We start from the raw sequence: 13,279 nt of genomic DNA, 5'->3' as shown, positions 1-13,279 counted from the left end.
TAACTCCCGACATCCCAAACCCGGATCCGCGTGAACTCCAATCCCAGGCAAATCAAGCTTCTTGACGTGGTCCGCGCCCACGGCTCGGCCTCCGTCGAGCAGCTTGCCGACAAGCTCGACGTGACCCTGCAGACCGTCAGGCGGGATGTGCAGCGCCTGTCCGAAGCCGGCTTGCTGACGCGCTTTCACGGCGGCGTGCGCATGCCCAGCTCCACGATTGAAAACATCGCGCACCGCCAGCGCGAAAGCCTCAACGCCGAGGGCAAGGCGCGCATCGCCCGGGCCGTAGCCCGCCGCATTCCCAACGACTGCTCGCTGATCCTCAACATCGGCACGACCACCGAAGCCATCGCCAAGGCCTTGCTGAGCCACAAGGGGCTGCGCGTCATCACCAACAACCTCAATGTGGCGGCCATCCTCTGCGGCAACACCGATTGCGAGGTCATCGTGGCCGGCGGCGTGGTGCGCGCACGCGACCGCGGCATCGTGGGCGAGGCGGCGGTCGATTTCATGCGCCAGTTCCGCGTCGACATCGCCGTGATCGGCATTTCGGGCATAGAGCCCGACGGCTCGCTGCGCGACTTCGACTATCGGGAGGTCAAGGTCGCGCAGACCATCATCGAGCACGCCCGCGAGGTCTGGCTGGCCGCCGACAGCAGCAAATTCAACCGCCCGGCCATGGTCGAACTGGCCAGGCTCTCGCAGATCGACCGGCTCTTCACCGACACGCCGCCGCCCGAACCCTTCCCGGCCCTGCTGGAGGAAGCGGACGTCAGCTGCGAGGTGGCCCATTCCTGAACGCCCGCGCGGCCGGGCAGTTTTCATACACTCCAGCGCATGACCTATCTCCTCGCCCTTGACCAGGGAACCTCCAGCTCCCGCAGCATCGTGTTCGACGAACACGGCCATATCGTGGCCCTGGCGCAGCAGGAGCTGCCCCAGATCTACCCCAAGCCAGGCTGGGTCGAGCACGACCTGACGGAAATCTGGCGCACCCAGCTGGCCACGGCGCGCGAGGTGCTGGCCAAGGCGAACATCAAGGCCGCCGACATCCGCGCGCTGGGCATCACCAACCAGCGCGAAACCACCGCGCTCTGGAACCGCAAGACCGGCCAGCCGGTCCACCACGCCATCGTCTGGCAGGACAGGCGCGCCGAAGCCACCTGCGCCGCCCTGCGCGAGCAGGGCAAGGAAAGCCTGATCCAGTCCAAGACCGGCCTACTGATCGACGCTTACTTTTCCGGCACCAAACTCAAATGGCTGCTCGACAACGTGCCCGGCGCGCGCGCGCAGGCCGAGCGCGGCGAACTGGCCTTCGGCACCATAGACAGCTGGCTGATGTGGCAACTCACCGGCGGCGCGCTGCACGCCACCGACGTCAGCAACGCCTCCCGCACCATGCTGTTCAATGTGCACACCAACCAGTGGGATGCCGAGCTGCTGGACTTGCTGGGCATCCCGGCCTCGCTGATGCCCACCGTGCTGCCGTCCAGCGCGCATTACGGTGAAGTCCGGCCTGAGCTGCTGGGCCATGCCATCGCCATCGGCGGTGTTGCCGGCGACCAGCAAAGCGCCCTCTTCGGCCAGGCCTGCTTCAAGGCCGGCATGGCCAAAAACACCTATGGCACGGGCTGCTTCATGCTGATGCACACGGGGGGCCAGTTCCAGACTTCGCACAACGGCTTGCTGACCACCAGCGCAGCGCAGGCGACCACGCAAACCCAGTTCGCCATCGAAGGCAGCGTGTTCGTGGGCGGCGCCGTGGTGCAGTGGCTGCGCGATGGCCTGCATGCCATCAAGGGCAGCGCCGAGGTGCAGGGGCTGGCTGAAAGCGTTCCCGACTCGGGCGGCGTGATGATGGTGCCGGCCTTCACCGGCCTGGGCGCGCCCTACTGGAAACCGGATGCGCGCGGCACCATCACCGGCCTCACGCGTGGCACCACGGTGGCCCACATTGCGCGCGCCGCGCTGGAAAGCATCGCCTACCAGAGCGCCGCCCTGCTGCAGGCCATGAGCCGGGACGCGGTCAGCGCTGGCGCCGCGCCCGTGGCCGAGCTGCGGGTGGACGGCGGCGCCTGCGTCAACGACCTGCTGATGCAGTTCCAGGCCGACCTGCTGGGCATACCAGTGATACGCCCGGCCGTGATCGAAACCACCGCGCTGGGCGCCGCCTACCTGGCGGGGCTGTCCAGCGGCGTCTACGGCAGCACCGACGAGCTGTCGGGCATGTGGCGCGCCGAGCGCAAGTTTTTGCCCACACTGGGCGCCGACCGCGCAGCGGAGCTCATGGCACGCTGGGAGCAGGCGGTGCGGCAGACCGTCTTGCAATAGCGAATAGGCGAATAGCGCGGGCGCTGTCACATTCCCCACAAGCGCGGCCGCTAGACTGGCGGCATGAGCCTCCCTGCCACCTCCATCTCCAGGCGCCGATTGGTCCTTGGCGCCGGTGCGGCCGCCGTGCTGGGCCTGGGCGGTTGGGCAGCGCGGCCCGCAGCCGCCCAGCCCGTCCGCACACGCTTGCGCCTGATTGGCGAGTCCCGCTTTGCCCACCGCCTGCAGTTCCAGGGCACCACGGTGGGCGGGCTCTCGGGCATTGACTACGACCCCGCCAGCGGCCTGTATTACCTGGTCAGCGACGATGCTTCCAACATCAATCCCGCGCGGTTTTACACCGCACGCATCGCGCTGGACATGAACAGCTTGGGCCAGCCGGAATTGCTGGGCGTCACCCCCCTGCGCCCATCCGATGACGGCACGTATGCGGCAGCCTTGCGGGGCGTCCAGGCTCCCGACCCGGAGGCGATCCGCTGGCGCCCCGGCAGCCAGACCTTGCTGTGGACCAGCGAAGGGCATTCCTTGACAGGCGTGGCACCGGAGCTGCGCGAAAGCCGGCTTGACGGCACGCTGGTTCGCGAATTTACGCTGCCGCCCATGTTTGAGTTTCATCTCATCCGGGGGCCGCGCGTCAATCTGGCGCTGGAAGGCCTGGCGCTGACACCCGATGACAAGACTGCCTGGATCGCCATGGAAAACGCCTTCCGCCAGGATGGACCCGTACCCACGGTGAAAGCGAAGGGCGGTCCTTGCCGCTTCACCCAAATTGACCTTGCCAGTGGGAAAGCATTGCGGCAAATTGCGTATGTGCCCGACGCCATTCCGCGCGCACCTGTCGCGCCGGCCTCCCAGGCCGACAACGGCGTGGTGGAAATCCTGATGCTCGATGCCGACCGCATGCTGGTGCTGGAGCGCGCTTATATGGCCGGCTGGGGCACGCAAGCCGGTAACTCACTGCGCCTGTACCTCATCGACACGCGGCAGGGTTCCGACACGCTGGCAACGCCCGTCCTGCAAGCTGGCGCTTATCGCGCGGTGGACAAAACACTGATCGCCGACTTCTCGGCCTTCATCGGCCCGGGCGACGGTCCCCGGCTGGAGCGCCTGGACAATACGGAAGGCATGGCCTGGGGGCCGGTGCTGCCCAACGGAAACCGCAGCCTAGTCTTCATTAGCGACGACAATTTCAGTTCCCGGCAAATCAGCCAGTGGCTGGCCTTTGAATTTTTGGACTGACAACGCATGACTTCCACTTCCCGCGCAAACACCGAACACATCGCCTTCGTAGGCGGCGGCAACATGGCCAGCGCCATCATCGGCGGCCTGATCAAGCAGGGCTTGCCCGCCGGCCAGATCCAGGTGGCCGAACCTTTCGCCGAGCAGCGGGCCAAACTCACGCAGCAATTCGGCGTGCAGGTCCACGAAGGCCCTGGCGCCTGGCTGGCCGGCGCCGGCCTGGTCGTCTGGGCCGTCAAGCCGCAGGTCTTCAAGGAGGCGGCGCTGCAAACGCGCTTTCACACCAAAACCGCGCTGCACCTGAGCGTGGCGGCCGGCGTGCGCTCGGGCAGCATCGCGCACTGGCTGGGCACCGAGCGCGTGGTGCGCGCCATGCCCAACACGCCGGCGCTGGTCGGCAAGGGCATGACGGCCCTGTTCGCGCGCGAGGCCGCCACCGGCGCCGACAGGCTGGCGATTGAAAAAGTGCTCAAGCCCACGGGCGCCACCCTGTGGCTGGCCGAAGAAGCCCAGCTCGACGCGGTCACCGCGCTGTCCGGCTCTGGCCCGGCCTATGTGTTCTATTTCATCGAGGCCATGATCGAAGCCGGCACCGACATGGGCCTGCCGCCCGCGCAGGCGCGCCAGCTCGCGATCGGCACGTTTGTGGGCGCCTCCGCGCTGGCGCAGGCCTCGGACGAGCCCCCCCAGGAGCTGCGCGCGCGGGTCACCTCCAAAGGCGGCACCACTTACGCTGCGCTGACATCCATGGAGCAGGACCGCGTCAAGATGCAGTTCATGCGCGCCATCCACGCCGCCCGGCAGCGTGCCGCCGAACTGGGCGACGAATTCGGCGGCGCCTGAGCGCGCACAGCCCCCGCGGGCGCGTCAACCGCCCGGCCGGGGCAAACGTTGAACACGGGCGTACGTGCAGCTTGTCTTGATCCACCCTGTGGGACACCCCGGCGGCATCCGCTTCACAACTTTTCCAACATCCGGAGCTTCACATGAACAAACTTCTGTCCACCCTCATCAGCGCAGCCGTCCTCGCCATGCCCCTGGCCGTGATTTCCACGTCCGCATCGGCCCAGGCTCCTGCCGCAGCACCTGCAGCAGCCCCCGCCGCCGCGCCAGCCGCCGCCCCAGCTCAAAAGGCAGCGCCTGCCACCAAGGCAAAGGCCAAGAAGACCAAGCGCAAGGCCAAGGCCAAAAAAGCCGCCGTCTGATCAGCCTCAGCTGACGCAAAAAAGCCCGCTTCAAGCGGGCTTTTTTATGGGCGCTTTCCGGACTTTGCGGGTCAGCGGCCCAGGTAAGACAGCACGATGCCCGCGAACACCGCGAAGCCCAGCCAGTGATTGAGGCGAAAAGCCTTGAAGCAGTCCTCACGCTCACGCTTGCGGATCAGCCAGCCATGCCACAGGGCCTGCAGCAAGGCCGCAGCCATGGCAATCCAATAAACGGGCGACTGCCCCACCGCACCCGCCAGGGCCCAGGCCCAGATCACCAGGTAAGCCAGGTAGCACAACATCACCGCGGTCACATCAAAACGGCCCAGCGTGATGGCCGAGGTTTTCATGCCTATCTTGAGGTCGTCGTCGCGGTCCACCATGGCGTATTCGGTGTCATAAGCCACCACCCAGAACAGATTGCCCAGCAGCAGCACCCAGGCCAGCAACGGCACACGTGACTGCACGGCGGCAAAAGCCATGGGAATGCCAAAACTGAAAGCCACGCCCAGCACCGCCTGCGGCATGGACACATAGCGCTTGGCAAATGGATAGGCCAGCGCGATGGCCAGCGCGGCGAACGACCAGGCGATGGTGGCGCTATTCGTGGTCAGTACCAGGCCGAAGGCCAGCAGCGCCAGCACCGCACCCACCGTGAGCGCCTCCCGCACCGACACCGCGCCGCTGGTGACCGGCCGCTGCGCCGTGCGCTTGACGTGGCGGTCAAAGTCCCGGTCGGCCACGTCATTGACGCAGCAGCCCGCGCTGCGCATCAGGATGGTTCCCAACGTGAACACCACCACCAGATGCCAGCCCGGAAAGCCGTGCGAAGCCACCCACAGAGCAGACAGCGTGGGCCACAGCAATAACAACCAGCCCGCCGGGCGGTTCCAGCGGATCAGTTGCAGGTAGAGATCGAGTTTTTGCTTCAACAAGCCGGAGGGCATTTACTCTTCGAGCAGGGAACGCAGCATCCATGCCGTCTGCTCATGCACCGTCAGGCGCTGCGTCAGCAAATCGGCCGTCGGCTCATCGCTGGCCTTGTCGGCCAGCGGGAACAGTTCGCGTGCGGTGCGTGCCACGGCTTCATGGCCTTGCACCAGGATGCGCACCATTTCCAGCGCCTTGGGCGGCACCACCGGCACGTCGGGAATCGAGGCCAGCTTGCTGAATTGGGCATAAGAGCCCGGCGCGGGATGGCCCAGCGAGCGGATGCGCTCTGCCACCGGGTCGACCGCGGCCCAGAGTTCGGTGTACTGCGTCATGAACATCAGGTGCAGCGTGTTGAACATGGGGCCCGTCACGTTCCAGTGGAAGTTGTGGGTGGTCAGGTAAAGCGTGTAGGTGTCGGCCAGCAGGCGACTCAGGCCCTTGGCGATCGCCGCGCGGTCTTTTTCACTGATGCCGATGTTGATGGAAGGCGCGGATTTTCCGGCAGCTTTGGCGGATGGCTTGGCCATGGTGTTTCCTTTTTTTAAATTCAGGGATAACTTTAACGAAATCGGGACGACGGCCGCAACAGCCGCCGTCAATACCCGTCATAGCCGGGATTCAAGACAGGCGGATGACGCCGGGCAGTTCGCAGGCGTAGATGGCGTTGCGCAGCGCGGCGATGGCTTCATAGCGCGTGAAGCTGCGCCGCCAGGCCAGCACCACGCGCCGGCTGGGCACATCGCCGTCGAAGGGCAGGTATTTGATGAATGAAGGTTGCTCTGCCGCCACCTTGCCGCGGGCTGGGGCGGTTTTTCCCTTCACCGCCTTTTTGGCGGCGGCCTGCTCGGCCAGCGCTTCCTTGGGCACGCCCAAGCGGGGCACCAGCGTAATGCCCATGCCGGCCGCCACCATGTGTTTGATGGTCTCCAGCGATGAGCCCTCAAAGCTTTTGCTGATGCCCTCGGCGCTGCTGGAAAAGCGCGCGAACTCGGGGCAGACCTCGAGCACGTGGTCGCGAAAGCAGTGGCCGGTGCCCAGTAGCAGCATGGTTTCTTTTTTGAGCTCTTCGGCGGTCACGCCCTTGCGCGCGGCCAGTGGATGGGCGCTGGGCACGGCCGCCATGAAAGGCTCGTCATAAAGCGGCGCGATCGCCAGGTTGGCGTCGGGGAAGGGCTCGGCCAGGATGGCGCAGTCGATTTCGCCGGTGCGCAACTCTTCGAGCAGCTTGACGGTGAAGTTTTCCTGCAGCATCAGCGGCATCTGCGGCGTCTTCGCGATGGCCTGGCGCACCAGGTCTGGCAGCAGATAGGGGCCTATCGTGTAAATGACCCCCAGGCGCAGCGGGCCGGCCAGCGGGTCCTTGCCGCGCTTGGCGATTTCGCGGATGTTGTCGGCCTGCTCGAGCACACTCTGGGCCTGGCGCACGATCTCCTCGCCCAGCGGCGTGACGGTGATTTCATTGGCATTGCGCTCGAAGAGCTTGACCTGCAGCTCTTCTTCGAGCTTCTTGATGGCCACGCTGAGCGTGGGCTGCGAAACGTGGCAGGCATCGGCGCCCTTGCCAAAGTGCTTTTCCCGGGCCACGGCGACGATGTATTTGAGTTCGGTCAGCGTCATGGGCTTATTGTGCTGCTTTTCTCAATCGCCGTGCCACGCAATGGCGCTCAGGCCCTCTCAAGCCTTCAGGTACTCGGCTTTGCCGCCCAGCCAGCGCAGGATATGCCGGTGCGCGAGCTCCGCATGCCGGTCCAGCATGGTGGGCGCCAGGCCGCGCGCCCAGGCCAGCAGCTCGGTGTCCGTCGCCAGGTCGGCAAAACGCAGCAGGGGCGCGCCCGACTGCCGCGCCCCCAGGAACTCGCCCGGCCCGCGGATTTCGAGGTCGCGCCGGGCGATCTCGAAGCCGTCATTGGTTTGCGCCATGGCCTTGAGGCGCTCGCGCGCCATCTCGCCGAGCCGGGGCGCATCGCCCGTGGAGTACAGCAACACGCAGGCCGAAGCCGCCGCCCCGCGCCCAACCCGGCCGCGCAGCTGGTGCAGCTGGCTCAGGCCGAAGCGCTCGGCGTGTTCGATCACCATCAGCGAGGCATTGGGCACGTCCACGCCAACCTCAATGACCGTGGTGCTGACGAGCACGCCCATCACTCCGCTGGTGAACAAGGCCATCACGGCCTTCTTTTCAGCCAGCGGCATGCGCGAATGCAGCAGGCCCACCATCACGCCGGGCAGGGCCGCGCTCAAGGCTTCATGGGTCTGGGTCGCGTTGACCAGGTCTATGGATTCACTTTCCTCGATCAGCGGGCAGACCCAGTAGATCTGCCGCCCTTCGGCCAGCTGGCCGCGTATGCGCGTGATCACCTCGTCGCGCCGCGCGTCGCTGACCACCTTGGTCACGATGGGCGTGCGGCCTGGCGGCACCTCGTCGATGGTGGAGACGTCGAGGTCGGCGTAATAGCTCATGGCCAGGGTGCGCGGAATCGGCGTGGCGGTCATCATGAGCATATGTGGCTCTTCGCCGCCTTCGGTCATCTTGCTGCGCAGGGCCAGGCGCTGCGCCACGCCGAAGCGGTGCTGCTCGTCGATGATGGCCAGGGCCAGGTTTTTGAACTTGACCTTGTCCTGGATCACGGCGTGCGTGCCCACCACCAGGCCCGCGTCACCGCTTTCGATCATGGCCAGCATCTCGCGCCGCTCCTTGGCCTTCTGGCTGCCGGTCAGCCAGGCGGTCTTGATGCCCATAGGTTCCAGCCAGCCGATCAACTTACGGAAGTGCTGCTCGGCCAGGATTTCGGTGGGCGCCATCAGCGCGCACTGCCAGCCCGCGTCTATGCAGCGGGCCGCGGCCAGCGCCGCCACCACGGTCTTGCCGGCGCCCACATCGCCCTGCAGCAGGCGGTGCATGGGGAGGTTTTTCTTCAGGTCCGCTTCGATTTCGCCGCACACGCGCTGCTGGGCGGCGGTGAGCCGGAAGGGCAGGCGCTCCAGCAACTGCTCCTCCAGCGTGCATTGCGGCCCGCGCACGGCAGGGCCCGTGAGCGCCGGGGCGCGCATGGCCGCGCGTATGCGCCTGGCCTGCAGCTGCGACAGCTGCTGGGCCAGCAGTTCCTCGGCTTTCAGGCGCTGCCAGGCCGGGTGGCTGCGGTCTTCCAGCGTGGCCAGCGACACGTCGGGCGTCGGGTGGTGCAGGAACTGCAGCGCCTCGCGCAGGCTCCACAGGGGTTGCGGCAGGCTTTTGCCCAGCACCTCCTCAGGAAGGGTCTCACGCAGGTCGGCGCGGAACAGTCCGCTGAGCACCGCCTTGCGCAAATAGTTCTGGGGCAGGCCGGCCACCGTAGGGTAAACCGGTGTCAACGCGCCCGGCAGCTCGCCTTCGGCCAGCCTGAAACTGGGGTGGATCATCTCGCGACCGACAAAACCGCCACGCATCTCGCCGCGCACGCGCACGCGCGCGCCCACGCTCAGCGTTTTCTGGTGGGCCGGGTAGAAATTGATGAAGCGCAGCACGCAGTTGTCGCTGCCGTCGTCCACCGTCACCCTGAGTTGCCGGCGCGGGCGGAATGCGATATCGCTGTGTGTCACCACGCCCTCGATCTGCACCAGGTCGCCGTCGCGGGCGTCTGCCAGGCGCACGATGCGGGTTTCGTCCTCATAACGCAGGGGCAGGTGAAGGGCCAGGTCAATGTCGCGGCGCAGGCCCAGCTTTTCGAGGGCTTTCTGGGCCGGCGATTTGGCCGGGGCTTTTTCAGCCCGAGGCTGGGGCGCGGCCTGCTCCCCGGCCGCGGCCTCTGGCGGGGCGGTTTTTCGGGCGGGAGCACCAGGTGGCGACATGGGACAATTGTGCCGTCAACCTAGAAGCCGCAGTTGACCGCTTGCCAACCTCTCAGAATCCGTTTGAATACCGTCGCCCCTCCCTTCGCTGGCACTCAGCTTGTGCATAACAACGCTATGCACCCGATTGCGCCACCCGCACGCCACCATGCGGCGTTGCTCCGCCTTGTGGGCAACAGCCCACAGCGTTGTCGCGCCTTGCCTGGCACCGCGCGGGCAGCACACTCGGGCGCATCCAACTACGGTTTCTAGGTTTATGAAAACGCATTTCAGCCTCAGCGATTTTGATTTCACGCTGCCCGAAGAACTCATAGCCCAACACCCCGCCGCCCAGCGCAGCGCCTCGCGCCTGCTCGACGGCCGGGAAGACCCGCCGGTGGACCGGCGTTTCACCGAGTTCCCCGGCCTGCTGCAGCCGGGCGACCTGCTGGTCTTCAACGACACCAAGGTCGTCAAGGCCCGGCTCTTCGGCCAGAAGGCCAGCGGCGGCAAGCTGGAGTTGCTGATTGAGCGGGTGCTGTCGCCGCATGCTGATGTAGGCCACGAGGTCGCCGCCCACATGAAGGTCAGCAAAAAGCCCCTGCCGGGCGCGGTGCTGCAAATGGACGGCGGCTTTACTGCCACCTTGCTCGGCCGCTGGCCTGAAGAAAGCGGGCCGCTGTACCGCTTTCGCCTGAGCAGCGACCCTTACGCCCTGATGGCCCAGCACGGCCACGTGCCGCTGCCGCCTTACATCACCCATACGGATTCCGCCGACGATGAGCAGCGCTACCAGACGGTGTTCGCCAAAAACCCCGGCGCCGTGGCGGCGCCCACGGCCGCGCTGCATTTTGACGAGGCCGTGCTGGCTGAACTGGAGGCGCGCGGCGTCCGGCGCGCCAGCGTGACCCTGCACGTGGGCGCGGGCACCTTCCAGCCCGTCAAGGCCGAAAACATCGCCGACCACACCATGCACTTTGAGCGTTTTGAAGTGCCCCAGGCGACGCGGGAGGCCATCGCCGCCTGCAAGGCGCGCGGCGGCCGCGTGGTGGCCGTGGGCACGACGACGGTCCGCGCGCTGGAGTCCCACGCCAGATTCGGCCCCGAGTGCAATGACACCAACATCTTCATCACGCCGGGCTTTGAGTTCGCCGTGGTCGACATGCTGCTGACCAACTTCCACCTGCCCAAAAGCACGCTGATGATGCTGGTCAGTGCGTTTTCGGGCTACGAGCACATCATGGCGCTGTACCGCCATGCAATCGCCGAGCGTTACCGCTTTTTCAGCTATGGCGACGCCATGCTGCTGGAGCGTAAAACCCCTCCGGCACAGCCTTAATTACACCTGCGACAATCGCACGATGCTCGAATTTGAAGTTCTGAAGACCGACACCAGCCCGGACGACAAGGCCGGCGCCTACCTCGGCTCCTACGCCCGCCGCGGCAAGCTGACGCTGAATCACGGCGTGGTGCAAACCCCCATCTTCATGCCGGTCGGCACCTATGGCACGGTCAAGGGCGTGATGCCGCAGTCGCTGCACGACATGGGCGCGCAAATCATCCTGGGCAACACCTTCCACCTCTGGATGCGGCCCGGCCTGGACGTGATGCAGCAGTTCGGCGGCCTGCACAAGTTTGAAAGCTGGAGCAAGCCCATCCTGACCGACAGCGGCGGCTTCCAGGTCTGGTCGCTGGGCGAGATGCGCAAGATTTCGGAAGAGGGCGTGAAGTTCGCCTCGCCGGTCAACGGCGACAAGCTGTTCCTGACGCCCGAGATCTCCATGCAGATCCAGACGGTGCTCAACAGCGACATCGTGATGCAGTTCGACGAATGCACGCCTTACGACACCAAGGGCCACATCACCACCGAAAGCGAAGCGCGCAGCTCCATGGAACTGAGCCTGCGCTGGGCCAGCCGCTGCATCGCCGAGTTCAACAAGCTGGAGAACCCGAACGCCCTGTTCGGCATCGTGCAGGGCGGCATGTTTGAAAACCTGCGCCAGGAATCGCTGGAAGCCCTGGTCGAACTGAACCTGCCCGGCTACGCCATAGGCGGCGTGAGCGTGGGTGAGCCCAAGGAAGAGATGCAGCGCATCATGGCCCACACGCCGCACCGCCTGCCCGCGCACAAGCCGCGCTACCTGATGGGTGTGGGCACGCCCGAGGACCTGGTCGAGGGCGTGGCCGCCGGCGTCGACATGTTCGACTGCGTGATGCCCACACGCAATGCACGCAACGGCCACATGTTCACGCGCTTCGGCGATTTGAAGATCCGCAACGCGCGCTACAAGACCGAAGACCAGCCGGTGGACGCGACCTGCGGCTGCTACACCTGCAAAAACTTCTCGCGCGCCTATATGCACCACCTGGACCGCTGCGGCGAAATGCTGGGCCCCATGCTGTCGAGCATCCACAACCTGCACTACTACCTGAACCTGATGCAGGAAGTGCGTGATGCGCTGGACGCCGGCCGCTTCGGCGAGTTCAGCGCGCAGTTCCGCGCCGACCGGCAACGAGGCGTCTGATGAACATCAACCTGCAACGCTGGATAGACCGCTGGGCCGGCATTCCGCTGTGCGCGGCGGTTTCGGCCGTAGACGCCGTGGCGCGGCGCTTTCGCAAGGATTCCGACACCGCGCCGCGCGCGATTGTCGTGATCCTGCTGTCGGAAATGGGCAGCCTGGTGCTGGCCCACGAGATGTTCGCGCGCCTCAAGCAGCGCTACCCCGATGCGCCGCTGCATGCGCTGCTGTTCGGCAAGAACCGGGAAATCCTGGACCTCATGCAGGTGGTGGACCCGGCCAACGTGCACACGGTGGACGACAAGTCGCTGGGTGGCCTGCTGTCCAGCCTGTGGAAGGCGATCGGCGAGCTGCGCCGCGCGCGCGTCGACGTGGCGATCGACTGCGAGCTGTTCTCGCGCATCAGCAGCCTGCTCTCGTATGCCAGCGGCGCGCGCATCCGCGTGGGCTTTCACCGCCACACGCAGGAAGGCCTGTACCGCGGCTCGCACATCAACCGGCCCGTGCCCTACAACCCCTATCACCACATCAGCGCGCAGTTCCTGACGCTGGCGCGCGCAATTGATTCGACCGCCGTGCCCAAGTCCAAACTGCCGGCCAACCTGGCATCCGCAACCGCCAAGCCGCCGCCGCACGTGCGGCTGGAGCCGGCGCTGGTGCCAGGCATCCAGGCCCGCCTCGCGCAGGACTTTCCCGCGATTGCCGGCAAGCCGCTGGTGCTGGTCTACCCGGGCGGCGGCATTTTGCCGATACGCGCCTGGCCGCTGGATTCCTATACCGCGCTGTGCCAGGGCCTGGTGGCCGACGGCAGCGCCGTGGCCGTGATCGGCCTCAAGGACGACCAGGCGCTGGCGCGGCAGCTGGTGGCCAATGTGCAGGCCGCCTTCCCGGCCAGCCCGACCAGCGCCGTGATTGACCTGACCGGCTACACACGCTCGATTTCCGAATTGCTGGCACTGTTCCATGTCGCGCGCCTGCTGGTCACCAACGACGGCGGGCCGGGGCAGTTCGCGGCGCTCACGCCGATCTGGACGCTGATGCTTTTCGGCCCCGAAACCCCCGGCCTGTACGCGCCGCTCACGCCGCGGTGCCACTCCTTCTACAGCCAGTGGCCCTGCTCGCCCTGCCTGACCGCCTACAACCACCGCTCGTCCTATTGCGACGGCGACAACCAGTGCCTCAAAGTCATCGCACCCGACACCGTATTGGCCAAGGCGCGCGAGTGCCTGGCAGCCCCCTGACCCA

Annotated in this window: 12 protein-coding genes; 8 read left to right on the top strand and 4 right to left on the bottom strand. The window is 66.1% G+C overall.

Annotated features, from left to right (window positions below; translation table 11 throughout):
- The first annotated feature begins 30 nt into the window (after positions 1 to 30).
- The 5 genes from AC1D1F_RS03855 to AC1D1F_RS03835 all read left to right on the top strand — a co-directional run bounded on the left by AC1D1F_RS03855 (position 31) and on the right by AC1D1F_RS03835 (position 4,775).
- Positions 31 to 798 carry a DeoR/GlpR family DNA-binding transcription regulator gene (locus tag AC1D1F_RS03855; protein ID WP_477696749.1) on the top strand — a complete coding sequence of 256 codons (768 nt, stop codon included), beginning with the start codon at positions 31 to 33 and terminating at the stop codon, positions 796 to 798.
- 39 nt (positions 799 to 837) lie between these two features.
- Positions 838 to 2,331 (top strand): glycerol kinase GlpK, encoded by a 1,494-nt coding sequence (gene glpK / locus AC1D1F_RS03850; protein WP_477700657.1) that lies wholly within the window; start codon positions 838 to 840, stop codon positions 2,329 to 2,331.
- A gap of 63 nt (positions 2,332 to 2,394) precedes the next feature.
- Entirely contained in the window at positions 2,395 to 3,570 is a 1,176-nt protein-coding gene (locus tag AC1D1F_RS03845; protein ID WP_477696751.1) for an esterase-like activity of phytase family protein, read from the top strand.
- Between the two features lie 6 nt (positions 3,571 to 3,576).
- On the top strand, positions 3,577 to 4,413 hold the full coding sequence (proC, locus tag AC1D1F_RS03840; RefSeq protein ID WP_477675546.1) for a pyrroline-5-carboxylate reductase: 837 nt from the start codon (positions 3,577 to 3,579) through the stop codon (positions 4,411 to 4,413).
- Between the two features lie 143 nt (positions 4,414 to 4,556).
- A complete protein-coding gene (locus tag AC1D1F_RS03835; protein ID WP_477675545.1) occupies positions 4,557 to 4,775 on the top strand; it encodes a hypothetical protein in 219 nt (72 codons plus the stop codon).
- A 71-nt stretch (positions 4,776 to 4,846) separates the two neighbouring features.
- Here the strand turns inward: AC1D1F_RS03835 and ubiA are convergent, their stop codons facing one another.
- From ubiA to recG, 4 genes are all read right to left on the bottom strand, one after another.
- Positions 4,847 to 5,722, bottom strand: a complete 876-nt coding sequence (gene ubiA, locus AC1D1F_RS03830; RefSeq protein ID WP_477675544.1) for a 4-hydroxybenzoate octaprenyltransferase — start codon at positions 5,720 to 5,722, stop codon at positions 4,847 to 4,849.
- Positions 5,723 to 6,235 carry a Dps family protein gene (locus tag AC1D1F_RS03825; protein WP_477653837.1) on the bottom strand — a complete coding sequence of 171 codons (513 nt, stop codon included), beginning with the start codon at positions 6,233 to 6,235 and terminating at the stop codon, positions 5,723 to 5,725. It abuts the gene before it with no gap.
- 91 nt (positions 6,236 to 6,326) lie between these two features.
- Complete coding sequence (locus AC1D1F_RS03820; protein WP_477653838.1) at positions 6,327 to 7,325, bottom strand: hydrogen peroxide-inducible genes activator; 999 nt, start codon at positions 7,323 to 7,325, stop codon at positions 6,327 to 6,329.
- Between the two features lie 57 nt (positions 7,326 to 7,382).
- Entirely contained in the window at positions 7,383 to 9,533 is a 2,151-nt protein-coding gene (gene recG, locus AC1D1F_RS03815; protein WP_477675543.1) for an ATP-dependent DNA helicase RecG, read from the bottom strand.
- Positions 9,534 to 9,789: 256 nt separating this feature from the next.
- Between recG and queA the strand changes: the two genes are divergently transcribed.
- From queA to AC1D1F_RS03800, 3 genes are read left to right on the top strand one after another with little or no spacing between them, the layout of a single operon-like run.
- Positions 9,790 to 10,851 (top strand): tRNA preQ1(34) S-adenosylmethionine ribosyltransferase-isomerase QueA, encoded by a 1,062-nt coding sequence (gene queA / locus AC1D1F_RS03810; RefSeq protein ID WP_477675542.1) that lies wholly within the window; start codon positions 9,790 to 9,792, stop codon positions 10,849 to 10,851.
- A gap of 22 nt (positions 10,852 to 10,873) precedes the next feature.
- The gene (gene tgt / locus AC1D1F_RS03805; protein ID WP_477675541.1) at positions 10,874 to 12,037 is read left to right on the top strand and encodes a tRNA guanosine(34) transglycosylase Tgt; all 1,164 of its coding nucleotides are present in this window, start codon (positions 10,874 to 10,876) and stop codon (positions 12,035 to 12,037) included.
- Positions 12,037 to 13,275: a glycosyltransferase family 9 protein gene (locus tag AC1D1F_RS03800; RefSeq protein WP_477675540.1), complete on the top strand. Its 1,239-nt coding sequence runs from the start codon at positions 12,037 to 12,039 to the stop codon at positions 13,273 to 13,275. Before tgt ends, AC1D1F_RS03800 begins: the two co-directional genes overlap by 1 nt.
- Positions 13,276 to 13,279: the final 4 nt, after the last annotated feature.

This window comes from Polaromonas sp. P1_H6 (genome assembly GCF_056405195.1).
This window is presented reverse-complemented; position numbering and strand designations above follow the sequence as displayed.